This is a genomic window from Candidatus Methanoperedens sp. (assembly GCA_027460535.1).
Lineage (GTDB): Archaea > Halobacteriota > Methanosarcinia > Methanosarcinales > Methanoperedenaceae > Methanoperedens.
Genome location: JAPZAR010000006.1, coordinates 93,522 through 111,980, shown reverse-complemented (window position 1 = coordinate 111,980; position 18,459 = coordinate 93,522). Strand labels below are relative to the sequence as shown.

Annotated in this window: 18 protein-coding genes; 9 read left to right on the top strand and 9 right to left on the bottom strand. The window is 45.4% G+C overall.

All coding sequences use genetic code 11. The annotated features are described in order from the left end of the window. A partial coding sequence (locus tag O8C65_01655; GenBank protein ID MCZ7355614.1) for a hypothetical protein occupies positions 1 to 1,633 on the bottom strand: 1,633 nt, incomplete at its 3' end. A 678-nt stretch (positions 1,634 to 2,311) separates the two neighbouring features. After that, on the bottom strand, positions 2,312 to 3,007 hold the full coding sequence (locus O8C65_01650) for a helix-turn-helix domain-containing protein (GenBank protein ID MCZ7355613.1): 696 nt from the start codon (positions 3,005 to 3,007) through the stop codon (positions 2,312 to 2,314). 169 nt (positions 3,008 to 3,176) lie between these two features. Between O8C65_01650 and larE the strand changes: the two genes are divergently transcribed. Further along, the gene (gene larE, locus O8C65_01645; protein ID MCZ7355612.1) at positions 3,177 to 3,974 is read left to right on the top strand and encodes an ATP-dependent sacrificial sulfur transferase LarE; all 798 of its coding nucleotides are present in this window, start codon (positions 3,177 to 3,179) and stop codon (positions 3,972 to 3,974) included. A gap of 1 nt (position 3,975) precedes the next feature. Here larE and O8C65_01640 read toward each other — a convergent pair whose 3' ends face one another. Further along, complete coding sequence (locus tag O8C65_01640) at positions 3,976 to 5,769, bottom strand: TIGR03663 family protein (protein ID MCZ7355611.1); 1,794 nt, start codon at positions 5,767 to 5,769, stop codon at positions 3,976 to 3,978. Positions 5,770 to 5,832: 63 nt separating this feature from the next. Here O8C65_01640 and O8C65_01635 point away from each other — a divergent pair, with 63 nt between their 5' ends. Together O8C65_01635 and O8C65_01630 are read left to right on the top strand one after the other, a co-directional pair. Further along, positions 5,833 to 6,105, top strand: a complete 273-nt coding sequence (locus O8C65_01635) for a MoaD/ThiS family protein (GenBank protein MCZ7355610.1) — start codon at positions 5,833 to 5,835, stop codon at positions 6,103 to 6,105. Next, on the top strand, positions 6,102 to 7,283 hold the full coding sequence (locus O8C65_01630; GenBank protein ID MCZ7355609.1) for a molybdopterin molybdotransferase MoeA: 1,182 nt from the start codon (positions 6,102 to 6,104) through the stop codon (positions 7,281 to 7,283). The genes O8C65_01635 and O8C65_01630 overlap by 4 nt, the downstream gene beginning before the upstream one ends. 65 nt (positions 7,284 to 7,348) lie before the next feature. On the opposite strand, the gene O8C65_01625 is transcribed toward O8C65_01630, so the two are convergent. Next, positions 7,349 to 7,690 (bottom strand): hypothetical protein, encoded by a 342-nt coding sequence (locus O8C65_01625; GenBank protein ID MCZ7355608.1) that lies wholly within the window; start codon positions 7,688 to 7,690, stop codon positions 7,349 to 7,351. A 115-nt stretch (positions 7,691 to 7,805) separates the two neighbouring features. Here O8C65_01625 and O8C65_01620 point away from each other — a divergent pair, with 115 nt between their 5' ends. The 4 genes from O8C65_01620 (at position 7,806) to O8C65_01605 (ending at position 12,665) form a co-directional block, all read left to right on the top strand. After that, positions 7,806 to 8,852: a methionine synthase gene (locus O8C65_01620; GenBank protein MCZ7355607.1), complete on the top strand. Its 1,047-nt coding sequence runs from the start codon at positions 7,806 to 7,808 to the stop codon at positions 8,850 to 8,852. A gap of 17 nt (positions 8,853 to 8,869) precedes the next feature. Beyond that, on the top strand, positions 8,870 to 9,979 hold the full coding sequence (locus O8C65_01615) for an AAA family ATPase (protein MCZ7355606.1): 1,110 nt from the start codon (positions 8,870 to 8,872) through the stop codon (positions 9,977 to 9,979). Then, on the top strand, positions 9,979 to 10,458 hold the full coding sequence (locus tag O8C65_01610) for a hypothetical protein (GenBank protein ID MCZ7355605.1): 480 nt from the start codon (positions 9,979 to 9,981) through the stop codon (positions 10,456 to 10,458). The genes O8C65_01615 and O8C65_01610 overlap by 1 nt, the downstream gene beginning before the upstream one ends. Before the next feature lie 101 nt (positions 10,459 to 10,559). Continuing rightward, on the top strand, positions 10,560 to 12,665 hold the full coding sequence (locus tag O8C65_01605) for a sodium-translocating pyrophosphatase (GenBank protein ID MCZ7355604.1): 2,106 nt from the start codon (positions 10,560 to 10,562) through the stop codon (positions 12,663 to 12,665). A 57-nt stretch (positions 12,666 to 12,722) separates the two neighbouring features. On the opposite strand, the gene O8C65_01600 is transcribed toward O8C65_01605, so the two are convergent. From O8C65_01600 to O8C65_01590, 3 genes are all read right to left on the bottom strand, one after another. After that, positions 12,723 to 12,872, bottom strand: a complete 150-nt coding sequence (locus tag O8C65_01600) for a hypothetical protein (protein ID MCZ7355603.1) — start codon at positions 12,870 to 12,872, stop codon at positions 12,723 to 12,725. A gap of 203 nt (positions 12,873 to 13,075) precedes the next feature. After that, positions 13,076 to 14,149: a PGF-pre-PGF domain-containing protein gene (locus O8C65_01595; GenBank protein MCZ7355602.1), complete on the bottom strand. Its 1,074-nt coding sequence runs from the start codon at positions 14,147 to 14,149 to the stop codon at positions 13,076 to 13,078. 434 nt (positions 14,150 to 14,583) lie between these two features. Beyond that, the gene (locus O8C65_01590; GenBank protein ID MCZ7355601.1) at positions 14,584 to 15,804 is read right to left on the bottom strand and encodes a TIGR00375 family protein; all 1,221 of its coding nucleotides are present in this window, start codon (positions 15,802 to 15,804) and stop codon (positions 14,584 to 14,586) included. Positions 15,805 to 15,913: 109 nt separating this feature from the next. On the opposite strand from O8C65_01590, the gene O8C65_01585 reads away from it, so the two are divergent. After that, positions 15,914 to 16,567, top strand: coding sequence for a molybdopterin-dependent oxidoreductase (locus tag O8C65_01585; GenBank protein ID MCZ7355600.1), 654 nt, complete (start codon positions 15,914 to 15,916; stop codon positions 16,565 to 16,567). After that, positions 16,564 to 17,163, top strand: a complete 600-nt coding sequence (locus tag O8C65_01580) for a cytochrome b/b6 domain-containing protein (protein ID MCZ7355599.1) — start codon at positions 16,564 to 16,566, stop codon at positions 17,161 to 17,163. The genes O8C65_01585 and O8C65_01580 overlap by 4 nt, the downstream gene beginning before the upstream one ends. A 9-nt stretch (positions 17,164 to 17,172) precedes the next feature. On the opposite strand, the gene O8C65_01575 is transcribed toward O8C65_01580, so the two are convergent. Together O8C65_01575 and O8C65_01570 are read right to left on the bottom strand one after the other, a co-directional pair. Further along, positions 17,173 to 17,793: a translation initiation factor IF-2 subunit beta gene (locus O8C65_01575; GenBank protein ID MCZ7355598.1), complete on the bottom strand. Its 621-nt coding sequence runs from the start codon at positions 17,791 to 17,793 to the stop codon at positions 17,173 to 17,175. Between the two features lie 4 nt (positions 17,794 to 17,797). Then, complete coding sequence (locus O8C65_01570; GenBank protein MCZ7355597.1) at positions 17,798 to 18,319, bottom strand: 50S ribosomal protein L16; 522 nt, start codon at positions 18,317 to 18,319, stop codon at positions 17,798 to 17,800. Between the last annotated feature and the right edge of the window lie 140 nt (positions 18,320 to 18,459).

The window sequence follows — 18,459 nt, the reverse complement described above, 5'->3', positions numbered from 1 at the left end:
CAACACTGCTCCACCGGCCGTTCAGCGGATAGTATGGTTTGGATGGATCAGTCCTCGGTGCTGAAGCCATGCCTTTGACATTAACCGTATATGTACCATTGAGGTTTGAAGTATTTATGCTGGCGTAAACAGGTTGGTTCTGTAAACTGAACCTTCCATTGCCCGGTGACATATTTGTCCAATCAATTACTATACCGGAATTATTGGTGACCTGATACTGAGCCGCTGCTATCTGCATATTTTCGTCAAAAACTGTAGCCTGAACCTGTGCCGGACTTCCCATGTTTACAGGCGTGGTTACTGATAACCCGGAAACTCCCGGCGGGTTACTCGGGAACGGGTCTGGAGTAACTGCATGATTATCTGCGTTGTTATGGCATTCCCCGCAAATATTCAGATCGTTCTCATGGGCTTCCCCGGGTGCATGGAATGGTAAATCCGGGAGATTGGCTGAATAATGGCAGGTCAAACAATTCTTTCCAGCAGCAGTTCCTTTGGGCCCATTTGGATGGTATCTTAAATTAACGATTAATGGCGGAGGGGTCACATTTAATGGTCTTGGCTGAGAGTCGCCTGCAATATGGCACCATTTGCAATCTGTTTTCCCGTGACTTAATCCATTTTTGATCAGATTAGGGTTGGTGGGATGAACTGGCCCGGTTCCTGAACTCGTATGGCAATCCTGGCAGAAATAGGTGTTGCTTTGATTTGCTGCTCCCAGTACCATGCTCATTGTTCCGTTGGCCGCACCATAGTGGCATGTTTTACAATCAGCATCCGTGACATTACCCGTGTCATCCGAGGTATTTACGTTTGCATGCAATCCGAATAGGCTTGTATTCGTATAATACCGTGTTGCGTTATTTGAATGACATCCTATGCATCCACCGGTCGTTGTGGGCGTGGGATCATGAAGTTTCTGCGGCTGTGTACCCGGGACATTGACTCCGTGGCAGCCAGAGCAGTCCGCAGTGACCATGCCTGTGGTATCATGTGGAGGATTTGGAGCTGATACAAATTGAGGAGCTTTCTGGACATGGCAGAGAACGCAATCGGCTTTTGCAGTTCCATCAAACGCATCTCCTAATTCTGTTGTGAGTTCATGGAAAGACGAAGTATCATTTGCCCGGGGATCCGCTGATACACTGGAATTTGTGTGGCATGTCCTGCATGTGGCATTTCCATTCCAGCCCGGGTCATCATGATTGAACCGGGGAATTGTCTTGTTCAAGGCCGGGAATGGAGAGCTTGCATTCGGTCCATGGCAATAATCACAATATTTCGATGTTGGAACTGCGGGTCTTTGTGCATAGTGAGAAGTTACGTTGGGGATTCCTGCTCCTGGATTTACTGTGACTTTGCTGTGACAATCCAGGCAGGAATAATTTGTTACAGCAGGCAGGTGCGTGCGAACCTTCGGCGCCTGCGGGGCATCGGGCTGACCGCTCCCTGTGTGGCAGTCAGCGCACTGCCGGATATTGCTCCTGTTCATATCCCTGTTAAAATGGCATGTCCAGCAATCGCTGTTGTTTAGTGAATTATTTCCCTCGGTTGTATTAATATTAACATGGACACCCTGGCCAAAAGCGGTTCTGTTGACATCGCCAGGTGCACTATCTACATGGCATCGCACACAGTCCTCATGATTTTCACCGACGTGGCATATTAGACAATTTCTTATTACTTCAGGATAATAAATTTGACTTTGATTATCATATTTCATGGGATGGCAGTTTGTACATTGAAATGTGCCTTTTGCCACCAAAAGATGGTGTCTGTTTGCCAAATCGCTACCATGGCAACCTCTACAATCTTGTTCTGTATTATAAGAAGGATACGCTAAAGTGTGTTGGATAAATGCGAGATTCATCAGCAAAATAGTAAAAATCACTATCAACCTTCTGTTATTTACCATTCCTATAACTCCTATCCTTCATTAACTGCAACTTTTTGATCGCGACGTATCCTATTTTACTGGAATGAAACCAATTTTGTGTATAATTAGTTAAGAAACTTTTCTATTTAAGCTTGCGTTTTTGATGCTTTTCCATAAATGGCAAGGGCAGACCATTAAAATTTGATTATATTTCAAAGATTGAATAACTGAAAGATATATGAAGATTTAAAGATTTGCCTTAATTGTATTGTAGAGATTCGATCTGTATGCCATGACAAAATAGAACATATGATGTGAGCGTGTGAGAGAGAATCATCGCCGTGGATGCCCGCCGATTCACGGCTGACCGCGGATGCCTAACTCATCCTGAATTGCATGATGGCTCAATTCAACTTCATATCCGGAGAGTAAAAACTACCTGTGACCATTTCTCCTGTAATCCATGGCAACTAGCAGCACCACCACGAACAGGCATCCGATGAAAAACAAAATGCCCGGATGGGCATATATCATATCTTCGATTCTCGTAAGAGTATCCGTCTCTGCTATTGGCGTTGCATTAAGGACGGGAGCGCCCGGCGCCACGGCCTTGCCCGAGATGGCTGCGCTCTGCGTCATTCCCCTTACAGTTTCGTTCATCACAGCCGTCGTGTTAACCTCTGATTCCTTTATCGATACAGTGGGAATAGGACCGACCCTTCTTGTGAAGAACTCGATAAGACCTGAAGCAAAAAAAGCCGCGAGCATCACGCCGAGATACTTCCTGAGTATATCTGCCACTGATTTTTTATCGGTTTTCTCAGGTACCACCACAATGAGTTTTCTCACCGGCCCGTAAATCTTTACTTCGCGGCCCTTCTCGCTGTATTTTATCTTTTCCACTTTGATAAGCCCCACGCTTTCCAGATTCTCAAGGTTGTACATAATGGTGGAGATGGGAGCATTCAAACGCCCTCCAATATCCGAGGCAGAAAGAGGCACGTCAGCCAGCATCTCAATTATCTGGCGGGCAGTGTCGTTGGATATTACCTGGGTTATCTTCTTGGATTCATCTCCCAGAGGTAGTATGAGGAGCTTCTCCTCGGGAGGGCTGGTAACGTTTTCTGGCATTTTATTATTAATTGTCAAGGATATTAAAAGAGATTTCTATGACTTCAAATCAATTTGAAGTCTAAAATGACTCTATGCATTTTTGATATGTTGATGCATAGAACGCGAAGGGCGAAAAAGCTGAAGGTTTATAGAAATCCTTACATCTTTTTGCGGCATTGTAGCCTCCATGTCTATCGATGAAAAGATGCACGCAATATTGGATGCGCTCTTGCAGAGAGGCGGCGTTCTCGTAGCTTTTTCTGGCGGCGTGGACAGCTCGGTTCTTTCGGCGCTTGCGTACAGGGCGCTGGGGGATAATGCTATTGCGGTCACAGCTGACTCTTTCACGCTCGCGCCGGGTGAGCTTGAGTGTGCAAAAAAGGTTGCAGAGGAGATCGGGATAAGGCATGTTGTGATATCTTATGATGAGCTCGACGAGCCGGGATTTTCAAGAAACCCTGTGGATAGATGCTATTACTGCAAAAAAGGGTTAATGCGGGAGTTAAAAAAGATTGCCGCAGAATATGGCATTGAGACAATTGTTGAGGGGACGAATATCTCAGAACTTAAAGGCCACAGGCCGGGTCACAGGGCGATAATGGAGGAGGGAATCTATAATCCATATGTTGAATTCAATGTTACAAAGGAGGAAATACGCGAAATGGCTCGCAGATTAAATCTATCGGTTGCAGAAAAACCCTCGATGGCGTGTCTTTCCTCTCGTTTCCCCTACGGACAGGCTATAACGCATGAAGCCCTCAGTCGAGTGGGTAAAGCGGAGGAATATCTCCGGAATACGGGGTTCAATGTCGTGAGGGTACGTGACCATGCGGGAATTGCACGAATCGAACTCATGCCAGATGAGATGGCGCGGTTTCTGGGAATGCGCGAGGCTGTCGTGAATGAGTTCAAAAAGCTCGGGTTTGCCTATATCACCCTTGATCTGATGGGTTTCAGGAGCGGGAGCATGGACGAGGTACTGTAGATCATTTTTTCGGTTTATAGAACAGCACGATCCTGTACTCCCCCGGCGCCCTGTCCATCTTCCTGGTTAGCAGGTAACCCGGAGTAACATCCGAAGGCTGGAACCAGTACCAAGACATCTTCGCACTGTCAAGCCTCTCATAATCAGTACGCAGGTGGCGCTTCACTACAGTCGCATCCGATTCGTTCCCGTCGGAATCATGCACAACGATAAGTGGAGCATTGAGTTCCGAGTTAATGCTCACCTTCCACCTGACATTGCCGTAGTGGCGCAAATACCACAGGAACTGTGTTTCCATCTCAGGGTCCGTTACCTGGATTTCGGTTGACTGGTTGCTGTATTGTCTTGATATTTCGGATATCTTGCTTATGAAAAGAGAATACTTCTGCGGGGGCTGCGCCGCCTGTATTAATGGCTCTGCCGGGTTGGTGTAATCATAATAGTTCAAGAACATGCTTGAATAGACTGAATAAGAGGAACTCGCTACGAGAAAAATAATCACAAAAGCACCCACGCGAGTGTCAAACCTCAGTCGGGGCAATAGTTCACCCAGGTATGCTCCTGCAATTATAACAAGCGGCAGCAGCGGGTTAAGGATGAGCCACGGTACTTTCTCCTGTAAATATGAATAGATTATCAGGTTGGTGATCGTCCAGTAACCAAGGAAGGTCATGAGAATATCATTTTTTTTATAATAATGGATAATACCGGCAAATCCGAAGACGAACACTGGAAGTTCATAAAGCGCCATTATGGGGAGATAAAAATACATCGGACCGCCGATGCGCTCTATCCTGTGCATCTCAACCCAGTGGGATACCGCTTTTATGAAAGCTACCTTCATGCCATAGAGATCAAAAACCTTGCCGGTATAAAACAGAGAATAAACGACAAGCACAACAATAATGAAAAATACTCCCTCGCCAGCAACAATCAAGACTTTTTTGTCAAGCTTTCTTATTTTCGAAAAAAGACCTGAATACCACCTTTCACGGATAAAGAACAGGAAAAGGAAAAGGAGGATCAATCCCATAGCTATATAAGCATTTTCTTTAAGCGCTGCCATAGATGCAAGCGACACACCTGCTAAGAACAAATAGAAAGGACGAAAAATGGAATAACCATATTCGATATGTTTTTCTCCATACTTTATTAATATTAATGTAGCCAGCAGTAAGAGCAGTAATATAATCAATGCCAAAAAAATTGCATTAATTGCATTCTCTTTAATTGCCGCAGATGATGCAGGCAAAATAGTATAAAATACCACGGCCGAAATGAGCAAAAGGGTCCCTAAAAGCAGATGAGAAACCTTGATAATTGATCGTCTGACATCTATATATTTCTCTGCATACTTTATCACGCATACCAGCATTAGCAAAGTAAAGAATGAGATGAAAATGTCCTCTCTATAGAACCGCGAGTAATACAGGAACGAAGGGGAAAAAGCAAAAAAGAAAGCCGAAATAACCAGCCCTGTTTTTCCTATGTATTTCCGAAGAGGGATAAGAAAAAATATTATCGAAGCGCCAAGAAGCGCGGGAAGCAGGCGCGCTGAATATATGGTATCACCCAAACGCCTGAACATCTCCGCCGTCGCATAGTAAATGAATGGCCCGTGGAACGCGGGGTCGTATGAATAAACATTGTCATTGAACAATTTGTACGTGAAATAACCTACAGCGGCTTCATCGTGATGGAAAACCCTTTCATCCAGATGGTAGAGGCGCAGGAAAAACGCCGAAGCAATTATCAGAATAAAAACAGAGTAAAGACCAAAATCCTTTTTTTCCATTACCTCAAAAATAGTTAAAACATATTCATAGCATTTATGGTTTGATGGGGGGATGATAGTTCAATGCCAAAGATCAGGGTAAAGTTGTTCGCAAATCTTCGCGAATATACAAAAACCAAAGAGCTTGATATGGAAGGCGATACTGTTAATGATGTTCTTGTGGATCTTTGCAGAATGTTCCCCGGATTGGAAGCCATGGTCTTTAAAGACGAAAATTTGCATGGCTATATCAATGTATTTCTGAACGGGAGGAATATTCTTGAAAAGGAAGGATTGAAAACGCCTCTTGTGCAAAATGACGAAATTGCCATTTTTCCTCCAGTTTCAGGAGGATGATGTTCAAGAAAAGGATGAATGCCGATGATGCTAAAAAGCTGTTCTTGAATGCGATAAATCCCATTACAGCTTCCGAGATTATCCCGGTCGAGGAGTGTGACGGGAGGGTCAACTCCCTGGATATTATTTCCAGTGTCGATGTGCCTCATTTCCGGCGCGCCGCCATGGATGGTTTCGCCGTGAAGGCTTCAGACACCCTTGGTGCTGGCGGCGGTTCCCCTGTTGTTTTGAAATTGGGGCAAAGCATTGAAAAAGGAACCTGCGTGCGAGTACATACGGGCTCGCCCGTGCCTGAGGGGGGAGACGCTGTGGTAATGCTGGAGGATACGGTTTCCCGAGGGGATGATATTGAGATATTTACCCAGGTTCATCCTTTCAAGAACGTAGGGGAAATCGGGGAAGATATCAGTAAGGGAGAGGTTATTCTAAATGAAGGGCAGAAGCTTCGTCCCTGCGATATCGCGGTTCTCGCTTCGATGGGAATTGAATCTATAAGTGTCCAGAGAAAACCATATGTGGCTATAATCCCGACAGGCGAAGAGCTTGTCCGGAGGGGAGAAAGAGAACTAAAACCAGGCGAGGTTTATGAGTCCAACGGATTGATGGCATCCCTCTATATTAGAAAATGGGGAGGGATCCCGAAGCTCCATGAAATCGTGACCGATGAACCTGAAAAGATAAGAGAAGCTATCATTTCAAATCTTGATTCGGATATGATCCTGGTCAGCGGCGGGACCTCGGTTGGCAGAAGGGATCATGTTCCTGCTGTCGTAGATTCCCTGGGAAAGTTGATCGCCCATGGCATTGGAATCAGCCCGGGAAAGCCCACTGCGCTGGGCATCGTCAAGGACAAGCCCGTTGTGTGCATGCCCGGATATCCCGTTGCAGGATTTGTAGCCCTCTACTTTTTTGCCCGCCCGGCGCTGCAAAAGCTCGGGCAAATCCCAAAAGAGCCGGAAAGGACTGCCCGTGCTGTGCTGGTTGAAAAAATACCGTCAAGGACGGGCTTCAAGACGTTTGCACGTGTCAAGTTAAATAACGGAAAAGCTATCCCTGTTGCAGTATCAGGCGCGGGGGTACTGAGCTCGGTGTCAAAAGCCGATGGTTTTGTGATCATACCTCCGAATATCGAAGGACTGGCCGCTGGAGAAGAAGTGGATGTTGTGTTGATCGAATGACCATGAAATTTTCTGGTTAGAATTTTAATAATAAGTGCCCATACGCCAGGGCATTACTATACTTTTCAAGCGATCTCTTCCATAACCTTTTCTTCGGTTTCAGCCTCCTGTTCTATTTTCTTTTTGTCTTTTTCTTCCCATATCTTTTTAAGTTCATCCCTGGCTTCCTGGAACAATTCTTTTATCTTTTCTCTGTCACACAGACCAATCTCCGTTCCGCATTCCGGCCATTTTTTCTCGCACCTGTCTGCGAGTGAATAGCAATTTTTTTCAAGATCGGGTAGATTCTTCTCAATGGCAGATTTGATATCAAGAGTATCTATTTCAAACCTGGCACTGTTAATGATGGCAGGTACAAGCTGTTTCTCAATAATCTTCAGCCGATCACATGGGTCTAATGTCACCATAATACCACTAAAGAAAATGATTCATTGAATACATATAATCTTCTGAGTCAAAATGAACGATTCCTGCGTTAATCAGACTATAGTTATAAACCTCTCCATGACAATCAGGAACAATATGATATTATTCGATGATATCGGGAGTTACCCCCTGCCAAAAGACATACCAAAAACCTGGGTAGCTGATGCAATAAAAAGAAAAGACCCGAAATTCCAGACCTGTGTCAGGGATGCGATGAGGCAGAAAATAGAAGCCGGAGTTGATACCCCCACATACCCCCAGTTCCAGGACATGAACCAGCAGTTCCTGGACATAATCAATGATGAGGCCTTTACAGAAGAACCGCTCATTGTAAGAAATGAAAAAGCCAGAATATTGGAACTCGATGCTATCGAAGAAGTTGGAGCCGAATATTACAGGAAAAATGCCAGGAAATTGAACATACGCGTATGCGTCACCGGTCCTTTGGAACTTTACCTGAAACAGTTCGGAGGGACAGCGTATACCGATGTTCTCAATGCTTTCGCGACGAGCATCGACAGATTCATCAGTAATTCGATAGACAACGCAAAACAGTTCAACATATCCACGATCTCAATAGATGAACCCAGTATAGGCATAAACCCGCAGGTCATGTTCAGTGAAAGCGACCTGGCGGTGGCCCTGGAAAAAGCTACAAAGACCGCATTTTCACACAAAATTGATACGGAGATACATCTTCATTCCCCGCTTCATTATAAGCTCGTATGCAGAGTACCCCACATCAGCGTGATCGGTGTGGAATCTGCGGCCAACCCATCGTATCTTGACCTCATTGATAAAAAAGATCTTGTGGATAACGATAAATTCCTGAGGATAGGCGTTTCAAGAACCGATATCTTCAATATGGCAGCAGGATTGAACGAAAAATACGGCATGAACGTATGGAAAGAGCCGGCGAAGCTCGAAGAGATCACCACGAAAATGGAAACCCCTGAGATCATTGAAAAAAGACTTGAAAAAGCGTATGCGATTTTTGGTGACAGGATACAATACGCAGGACCTGATTGTGGACTTGGTTCCTGGCCTTCGCAGAAAATGGCATTCGATCATTTGAAAAATACAGGTCTGGGGATAAAACAATTTATAAAGAGGGGAAAATTGGGGCAACCATTTAATACCTAATCGACATAATTGATTTCATGCGACAAAAACAGCGGGTTAATAATAATAAGAACAAAGAATACTCTCATGTTCTAAAAGGAGCCGGGGCAAAAACTGTGATAGTGAAACCAGCTGGCTATCCATTAAAAGGCATGTTCCATGAATATCCGGAGCCCTCAGAACTGGATGTCTTTGAGTTCTATGCACGGGAACAGTGGAACGGGTTCATAGTGAAAAAAGGCGATTATCTTTTCGACAGGCGGATGTTCCCGGATTTTGCTTTTAAAGTGATAGAAGTCGAACCTGATGAGTCGGAAATAGGCAAGGATACGAAATTCACGGTTGAGGATTACGATTCCGATTTCTTTACTACCGAGATAAGAACAATGGTCGGATTTAAGGACATAATCGGGCAGGAGAGAGCAAAACTTAAATGTAAACTCATTAAGCAATTTCTTTCCAATCCCCTGAAATTCGGGAAATGGACCCCCAAGAATATCCTTTTCCATGGGCCCGCAGGTACAGGGAAAACAATGATGGCAAAGGCCCTGGCAAATGCCTCCAAAGTACCGTTCTTGCCCGTCAAAGCAACAAAACTCATAGGAGAATTCGTGGGTGACGGAGCCCGCCAGATACACCAGCTATATGAAAAGGCAGAAGAGCTATCACCCTGCATCGTTTTCATTGATGAGTTCGATGCAATCGCACTTAACCGCAGCTTCCAGGAAATAAGGGGAGACGTAGCAGAGATCGTTAATGCGCTTCTGACAGAAATGGATGGATTGGAGGAACATAACGGGGTTTGCACCATTGCTGCAACAAATATGATCCAGTCACTGGATTCTGCGGTGCGCAGCCGTTTTGAGGAAGAGATCGAATTTACTCTCCCGGGTTTGAATGAGCGCCTCGAGATATTGAAGGTCAATTCACGCACATTCCCGAAGAAACTTGCAAAGGATGTCAACCTTGAAGCCATAGCCAGGCAGACACCAGGATTCTCCGGACGCGACCTTGTAGAAAAATTACTCAAGAATGCCCTCCATAAATCAATACTCTCCGGCGGCAAAGTAACCCGGTCTCATTTCGATGAGGCATTGGTGGAAGCGATAGGAAAGAAATCAGAGCCTCCAAAAGGAATGTTCGCATAATGGCAATTAAGAGTATCAGCACCCTCATGGCTGATCTGAAAGAATCATACGACAAAAGCAAAGACAGGTCAAGCTGGAAGGTACTTCAGGGCGCAAAGCGCGAATGTTATGATACTTTCATAGCTGGCGATAAAAAACTGTGGCAGATAAAATCTGAAGAAGTCGGGATGGGTGAGATGGTAGCCGTTGGTACGAGATTATCACGCCCGGATGATGACATCGAGAAAATAATGAGAACTGGTTCGCCAGTGCCATTCGGGATAATGACCCCGCAGAATAGAAAACTCTCTATCATGATGGCAGGAGTGCAGACCTTTTCCTCTGATTCCTCAAATATGTTATGCAAGGATTATCTATCGGGCAACCAGGCAGCGCTTGAGCACAAACTCAAGTGCCAGGTCCATAAGATGATGGATGACCCGGTATTCCGGAAAAAATACACAGAGCATAAAGACCGCCTCAGAAGACCATATCTGTGAGATTTTCTTCCTGACTGATTTTTCTTGCAGAAATCAATTTCCAAGGTAAATAATATATACAGTTAAGACCTAGTTGGCGGAAATAATTAAAGGAGGAAATTATGGATCCGTTATTGTATTCGGCCCCGCTCGCGGCCATTATTGGATTGATATTCGCGGTTTATCTAGTTTTATATATACTGAAACTCGATGCCGGGAGCGACAGGATGAAAGCCATCGCATCAGCTATCCAGGAAGGTGCTATGGCTTATTTGAACAGGCAGTATAGAACAGTTGCAGTTATTGCAGTATTTCTTGCTATTTTGATCGCGATCGTCATTAATAAAGAGACCGCTGTGGGATTTGTTCTTGGTGCAGTTATGTCTGCCGCTGCCGGATATCTGGGCATGAACATATCCGTTCGAAGCAACGTGCGCTGCGCCAATGCTGCAAAGGATGGCATGAAGAAAGCTCTTGATGTGGCTTTCAAAGGCGGCGCGGTCACAGGAATATCTGTTGCAAGTCTCGCGCTCTTGGGCGTGAGTGGATTGTATATCGCTTTCGGTGGAAATATCGATGCGGTTGATAAAATTGTTGGGTTCGGGTTTGGCGCTTCTCTCATTAGCCTTTTTGCCAGGATCGGAGGCGGGATATACACAAAAGCCGCAGACGTTGGCACTGACCTTGTAGGAAAAGTGGAAGCCGGGATACCTGAGGACGACCCGCGCAATCCGGGTGTCATTGCGGATAACGTGGGTGATAATGTGGGCGACTGCGCAGGAATGGCGGCCGACCTTTTCGAGACCTATGCAGTAACAGCTCTTGGCGCAATGCTAATCGGGGTAACAGTCATAAACACATATCCAAACGCTGTCATCTATCCTCTTATGCTTGGGGCAGCAGCCATAATCGCTTCAATAATCGGTATATTCTTTGTGAAACTCGGGAAATCGGGCAACATTATGGGAGCCATGTATAACGGGGCAATCGTGGCAGGAATAATTTCCTTGGTTCTATTTTATATAATTACCCAGCAGATAATGAACGGAGATATACGACTCTTCATAAGCGCGCTTGTCGGCCTTGGCGTCACGGCGGCAATGATAATAATAACAGAGTACTACACAGCTACGACCCATAAACCGGTGAAGGATATTGCCAATGCTTCAGTGACCGGGCCGGGAACGAATGTCATAACAGGACTTGCTGTCGGGCTTCAAAGCACAGCCTTACCGGTGATAGTAATTTCCTCCGGCATATTGATCTCATTTTTTGTTATGGGCGGAAATTCCAATCCGGTTATGGGCCTATACGGAATTGCGATAGCTGCAGCAGCGATGCTTTCGGTTACAGGTATTATAATTTCAATTGACTCTTACGGTCCGATCACGGACAACGCAGGTGGAATAGCAGAGATGGCCGAGCTTTCAAAAGAAGTGAGGGATATCACAGACCCTCTCGATGCAGTCGGTAACACAACAAAAGCCGTTACAAAAGGTTATGCCATTGGTTCGGCAGCTCTTGGCGCTCTTGCATTATATGCAGCATACAGCAGTGAAATCAATAAATTACTTGAGAAAAATCCTGAATTGATCCGTAACTTACCCGTGATTCTTGTTCAAGGCAAACCAGAATTGATGCTCAAACTCTCTGACCCGATGGTCCTTGTTGGTTTGCTCATTGGTGGAATGATCCCGTTCCTGTTCGCAAGCTTTCTCATGGGGGCTGTGGGCAGAGCCGCCACCACAATTGTGACCGAGATAAGGCGGCAGTTCAGGGAGATCGCAGGGATAATGGAAGGAACGGCAAAACCCGATTATGGGCGCTGTGTGGATATTGTTACCATAGCCGCGCAGAAAGAAATGATCATCCCGGGGCTTCTTGCTGTGCTGTCACCTCTCATTGTGGGCTTTATTTTCGGTCCGGTGGCGCTCGGAGGTCTCCTTATCGGCGTAATAATCTCAGGATTACTGCTTGCCCTTATGATGACCACAGGCGGTGCTGCATGGGATAATGCAAAGAAATATATCGAGTCCGGGAACCTGGGCGGGAAGAGATTGCCAGATGGTAGCAAGAATCCGACACATGCCGCGGCAGTCGTGGGAGACACGGTGGGCGACCCCACAAAGGATACCGCAGGTCCTGCGATCAATCCCTTGATAAAAGTGATGAATATCGTGGCAATTTTATTCGGGGCGCTTATCCTTAAATATAGCCTGATGGGATAATCTGAAAATATGAGTTCGTGCGATCCCTAGGGTCACACGAACCTCTTTATTTGACCCTTATTTATTTTCGATGGTTGCCACCCTGAGCGTGGTAAAGAAAGCATCCTCCTTCGCTGATCCAGGTTCATTTGTATTCGTGTTTTGGTTCAGGCAAACCTGGATTGAAACCTTAATTCTCCAGAACTTACCCCGTATTGTTGAATGCATGATCTCTTATGAAAGAGCCGTTATGTGAATAGTCAAAGAAAAACTCTGGATATACTCTTTTTTCAATGTTTCAAATGGCTGCGACCTTGTGCCTGGCGTTATTTTGCCTTACGAACTGAAAGTAATCCACTCTCGTTTTGTGGAGTGTCCGCTGTCCAACATGATAGGCATTCAAAGGACAAGAGGAATTGATTCCAGAGTTTCTATTTCCTCCTGAGATACATACCTGCAAGGATAGCGATCAAAGGGATCACAGCTACTATAACCACCAGATTTACCGGCTCAGCAGACGCTTTTTTGGTAACTCCCGGAGCATCTGTCATAGCCTGAGCTGTCTCTGATGGCGTGATTGTTGGAACTGCTACGCCTTTCAGTCCACTTATAGCAAAATGAGAGAACGTATCGGTCCTTGCTTCATAATATCTGTAAGATGGGTCTACGGAGATCTCTATGGTTTCAAGTTGTGCCCATTTGCGGCCGTCCCAATTGACCATCTTGACATCGCTGCCTTCAAGATTGTTGATGGCAAGCCAGGAATTATTGACCTTGAACCTTATTGCTGCTTCTTTGATCTCCCTGGTACCTGCCCATATGTTAAGGTATCTATAAACAATTCCGGGAGCTTCGGCAGAGACACGTTTTGATGTACTTTTCAAGGCTTCTACCCTCAGAGCTATGTCATTTTCGCTGTCCCTGCCCGTAACAGCTATCTCATATATACCAAGCTCAGGCGCCGTGAATGTGTATGTTACAGGTAAGTTAGCGATAAGGCCCTTTTCATAACTTTCAGCCTTAGCTATGTTTTCATAAGGCTCTAACGTTGTTACCACACCACCGGTTCCACAACAGCTTTCGGGAAAACCAGTGTGCTGCGAGGGGGTAGCCTTGGCACCGGCCAAAGAAAATGTGCTGAAATGGATTACCCCAGCAGAACCCTTCCCTATATTTGTGGCTTTAATTACACCAGATGAGTATACTAAAGCATCGGCATCACCTCCTAATGCTTCCTGATGGATGGAACTCATGACCTTAATCTGGCTTTCGGCTGCCCGTGATTTGATGCTGTTGACCGATTCTATCTTTGACAGCTTCGATGTTTGCGATTGCTGGGGTTCTTCTTTTAAAACAATAATAACGGGTACGCTCTCATCCGATCCCTCTAACGCATAAACAAGAGGGGCGATCTTCGAATCGCTGCTCTGCAAGGAGGCGAAGGTAATGAACATTAACACGATCATTGTAGCAAAAATGAAAATCATGATTTTCTGTTTTTTCATACGAATTTCCCCGATTTATACGATTATCCAACTGATGTCACGTGCACCTAATTCATTTTCATAAATTATGCGATCCTTACGAAAGTTATTCAATCCCTTTTCCCACCTGCAACCAGATATCTGAAGGGACCTCCTCTTGATGCATTTCAAGAGAAGCCACCATTTCCGCCGTTTATCCTTCAGGAGACTATATAATACTTCCGATTAATTCTTGCATGATATTATAAGATAATTATTATCAGCACCATCCGATCAAGGCGGGGAGGCCGCCGGCTCATATCAGGGCCAAGAGGGAAGCCCTGGGGCTCCCTATATAGATTGCCAGCGCTTATATTGCGCGGAGGCCCGAACGCGCCGGAAAGCTGGAGGCATAAAGGCGATGCGCCCAATGTTGGCGCACCGGTATTTACGCAGATTCATTGTTTTAAACTTTATCAAAAGTCAAACAATGATCTCTGAGGTTCACATCCTTCGTTATTCATGCAGTTCTTATCCGATATCTCGACTCGCCCGTACTGCCCTCCTCCCCCCGGATGGACTTTAACTTTTCCTTTCCTGAACGCCATTATCGCATTCATGACGCGCTCATCCACCCCTGATCCACCAATATCGGAATCTACCAGGACCGCAACCTCTGAACCGTACCGCTCTATTAGCGTATTCCATACCCCGTTAACACCTTTTGTATTGGTACCTATTCCCAATGCCATGGCGATGAGCTCTGACAGCGGTACCAGGTGAAGGTAAGGGGGCCTGTGGGGCGGATGCCTGGGTTTATCATATGCAGCCAGTTCATTTACCCTGTCCTTCACGCCTTTTTTGATCATTCCGCCGCATGAGCATGTCCAGCTTTTTATGATGCTCTCGCGAAAAGAGTAATGTTTAAAGCACCGGATGCAGGCACTTTCATTATATTTCCCTTCCTCGGGATACATACCCACATTGAGAACCGGCTTCCTCCCCTTCTCCCTAATTATCGCCATCTTAAGCTCATCAAAACTAATGTCACTCATCTCAAAGCGGTTGAATTCCCGCGCAAGCTTATTCACATAAGGGGAATGCGCATCCGAATTTGAAAGGAAGGTAAGGCAGCTAAGTTCTGAAATCCTGTCCGCGTAAGAGGTGTCTGCGCTCAGTCCCAGTTCGATGAAATATATATGATCGGCCATATCACCGTAGCAATCCTTCAGAGAATTGTGGTACGCATACATGGCAGTCCACGGCGTGAAAGCATGGGCAGGACCTATAAGCGATTCTGCCGACCTCGCAGCTTCGGCGATCTCTTCACCGTTAAGTCTTACATTGGGCCTTCCGTCCGAGTCGATATCCCTGGAATGGGGTTTCAGTATCTCGCGAAGTTCTTCGGCTTTTGATACAGAAGGAACGATCAGGAGATGATGTACCTGGTTTATGTCTTCAACTTCTACAGTCAGCACAAAATTTGCATCCATCCCCTGGGTCTTCAATTTGAAAATCCCGTTTTCTTCATCTAACTTTTTTATCTCATCGAGCCATTTTGAATGAAGGCAATCCCCTGTGGCCACAAGCTGGATCCCCTTCTTTCTTGATTCTGCGGCAAGCGTGGGCAGGTCCATTTTAGGGGATGTTGCCATGCTGTATTTTGAGTGAATGTGAAGATCTGCATTAACATGCATGAGGGCTTAAATTAACACGATGGAATATAGGGGTTGTGCACGGGTTTTAAGTTACGGAAAAAATATACAGGTATATGAAAAGAACCGCCGGACTATGGGGGAATCTTTTATGTCTCAAGAAAAAGAGCCAGAATCAGCGCCTGAATCCAACTATGCCATGACCCGCAGAAAATTACTGATATTCCTCGGCATCTTTTTAGGAATAATAATCGCTGGTTTTAGCATAATAAAAGAAGCCGGTATAAAAACCATTAACAAATTCCGCATCAGAAGCATAGAACAAACACCATCGTTCGATCCCGATAAATGGGAGCTCATTGTCGAAGGGCTTGTAAATACGCCACTTGCGATCAGCTATAATGAACTCCTTGGACTTGAAAATGAAGAACAGATGACTGATTTTCACTGTGTTGAAGGTTGGTCGGTCGATAAAGTAAAATGGAAAGGTGTCAGGCTGAAAGTCCTTTTTGATAGAGCTGGTCTCCGGCCGGAAGCGGCATTTGCCACATTCCATTCAGCAAGCGGTTTGTATAGCGACAGCCTCTCCATAAAAGAAGCCCTTGAACCATATGTCATGCTGGCCTATATGATGAACGATGAGGCCCTGTCAGATGAACAGGGAAAACCCATGCGCCTCGTGATGCCAAGGATGTTCGGTTACAAGAACGTGAAATGGGTCAATAAGATAACACTGACCGCAACACAGGAAACAGGTTACTGGGAAAATTATGGCTATAAAATAGACGGAGTGTCTTACCCGTGAGAATACCCAGGTTCGATGCGTCCACCAGGGCATTGCACTTTACTCATGCAATGATTTTTATCTGGCTGCTTATAACCGGGGTTCAGCTTTTCCTTACCTCAAGTTCCCTTCTCGCAGATCCCTTAATAAGAAAGATCCATTTATACGCGTCTTTGCCTTTTGTCTTACTGCCCGCATTGATCTATGTTTCCGCCGGTCCATTGCTTCGCCAGGATATGAAAGAACTGGCTTCTTTGACAAATGGGGATCTAAAATGGTTCATCGGGTTCCTGGAAATGAAAAAAACCTATGTGAAAGGCAAATTCAATGGAGGACAGAAAGCCAACTTTCTGTTTTCGCTAACGCTCATCACCGGGCTTGCGTTTTCAGGTTTTGTAGTGTGGATGAAATCTATGTTCAGTATTAACTTTGTAGAACTGAACTTTATGATCCATGACACTTTAGCGGTTGTAGCGATCATGGTATTTTCTGGCCATATACTCTATAGTTTTTATCAAAGCCAGTCGCTGCATGGCATTATTTTTGGATCCGTAGAAGAAGAATGGGCCAGGAAGCACTACCCTCAATGGTCACATAAAAAAGAAGAATTGAAATAATACTCAGTGTTATCCTTTCTTTTCTATAAATTCGGCAAAGGCCAGGTTTCCAGTGATCTTTTTTATCTTTATCATGACGATTTCCCCTTTGCTTGCACCCGGTACATAAATAGTATATTTGTCCTTCTTGGCGATCCCGTCCCCTTTGCTCCCCACCGCTGCGATCATGACTTCATAGGTTTGACCCTCTACAATAGCCTCTTCTTTTACTAAACTGGGTGCCTGGCGTTTCGTGACCGGCCTGTGAGCGCCGCAAGCATCGCAGCGCAATGTAAGAACCCTGTCACTTTTCATCAGATGCGTATCGGGACGCCCACATTCAGAACAAGTAACGTATTCGGTAATATAGGCATTAATAAGTTCCCCGATAACCATCGAGGTAAATCTCCCCTGGAATATTGCCCTCTGGCCTTCCATCTTGCCAGCCGTGCCCAATTCCCGTAATAGGAATTTGAATATATGTTCCGGTTCGCGGTTCAATTTATCTGCTATTGCCGCAAAATTCTCTAGAACTGAGGTTTTGCCCTCGGTAAGCATTTTGGGCTCGGGGACTACGAAACGTTCTCCCGTTCCCTTGATTGCAGGTACCTGACTTAAGGCCCTGTCCAGATTTGCCAGATAATCGTTCATGCGTTTACGTTAAGATCAATTCTTGCCCTTTTCCAACGATCAGACTGATCGGCGTCGGGAGTTTATGCCCTGCCGACACAAGTGATCTCTTGGCCTGTTTGAAACTGGCCGGGTTCACGAACAAGGTCATTAGCTTCTGTCCCGCCCTGACCCTGGCTGCAGTGCCAATCGCTTTTCCAAATGCATTACGCATTCCCTGAGAAACACGGTCAGCGCCCGCCCCTGTTGCCTGTTTATTCTCGCGCAGGACTTCATGAGGGAATACTCTTATTTTCAAATGATAATTTGTCGGTCCAATATCCTCAATCAAGATTCTGTTAGCCGCAATGCGTGCAGCTTCAAGAGCACTGTGCCGGATCTGGCACGCTTCTTTTGCTACAATTGATATCTCCACCGGGAACTCGTCCTTCAAATTCCCCATATCGTAGGTCACGATCTTGCTGCCCGGGACACCCCCCATATATTCTCTTCTTGTGTAAGACCTCTGGGTTATGTTCCTGTACATTCTTCCTGGTTTTCTTGCCATTGAATAATCCTCCAATAATTGGAATGCATGTTAGAAATGCTTTATGCGATTTCAGTTCCACATGACTTTTTAGTTTATAAACTTTATTGCAATTGAAAGCACCGGAAGCCCCCACAAAGATATTGCCAGCCTCCAACCCC

Bases quoted from the DNA above. Each gene is read 5' to 3' on its own strand.
- O8C65_01600 (MCZ7355603.1), bottom strand. From the start codon at position 12,872: ATGCATTCAACAATACGGGGTAAGTTCTGGAGAATTAAGGTTTCAATC.
- O8C65_01595 (MCZ7355602.1), bottom strand. From the start codon at position 14,149: ATGAAAAAACAGAAAATCATGATTTTCATTTTTGCTACAATGATCGTG.
- larE (MCZ7355612.1), top strand. From the start codon at position 3,177: ATGTCTATCGATGAAAAGATGCACGCAATATTGGATGCGCTCTTGCAG.
- O8C65_01620 (MCZ7355607.1), top strand. From the start codon at position 7,806: ATGATATTATTCGATGATATCGGGAGTTACCCCCTGCCAAAAGACATA.
- O8C65_01650 (MCZ7355613.1), bottom strand. From the start codon at position 3,007: ATGCCAGAAAACGTTACCAGCCCTCCCGAGGAGAAGCTCCTCATACTA.
- O8C65_01635 (MCZ7355610.1), top strand. From the start codon at position 5,833: ATGCCAAAGATCAGGGTAAAGTTGTTCGCAAATCTTCGCGAATATACA.
- O8C65_01570 (MCZ7355597.1), bottom strand. From the start codon at position 18,319: ATGGCAAGAAAACCAGGAAGAATGTACAGGAACATAACCCAGAGGTCT.
- O8C65_01625 (MCZ7355608.1), bottom strand. From the start codon at position 7,690: ATGGTGACATTAGACCCATGTGATCGGCTGAAGATTATTGAGAAACAG.
- O8C65_01610 (MCZ7355605.1), top strand. From the start codon at position 9,979: ATGGCAATTAAGAGTATCAGCACCCTCATGGCTGATCTGAAAGAATCA.
- O8C65_01615 (MCZ7355606.1), top strand. From the start codon at position 8,870: ATGCGACAAAAACAGCGGGTTAATAATAATAAGAACAAAGAATACTCT.
- O8C65_01640 (MCZ7355611.1), bottom strand. From the start codon at position 5,769: ATGGAAAAAAAGGATTTTGGTCTTTACTCTGTTTTTATTCTGATAATT.
- O8C65_01585 (MCZ7355600.1), top strand. From the start codon at position 15,914: ATGTCTCAAGAAAAAGAGCCAGAATCAGCGCCTGAATCCAACTATGCC.
- O8C65_01630 (MCZ7355609.1), top strand. From the start codon at position 6,102: ATGATGTTCAAGAAAAGGATGAATGCCGATGATGCTAAAAAGCTGTTC.
- O8C65_01605 (MCZ7355604.1), top strand. From the start codon at position 10,560: ATGGATCCGTTATTGTATTCGGCCCCGCTCGCGGCCATTATTGGATTG.
- O8C65_01590 (MCZ7355601.1), bottom strand. From the start codon at position 15,804: ATGCATGTTAATGCAGATCTTCACATTCACTCAAAATACAGCATGGCA.
- O8C65_01575 (MCZ7355598.1), bottom strand. From the start codon at position 17,793: ATGAACGATTATCTGGCAAATCTGGACAGGGCCTTAAGTCAGGTACCT.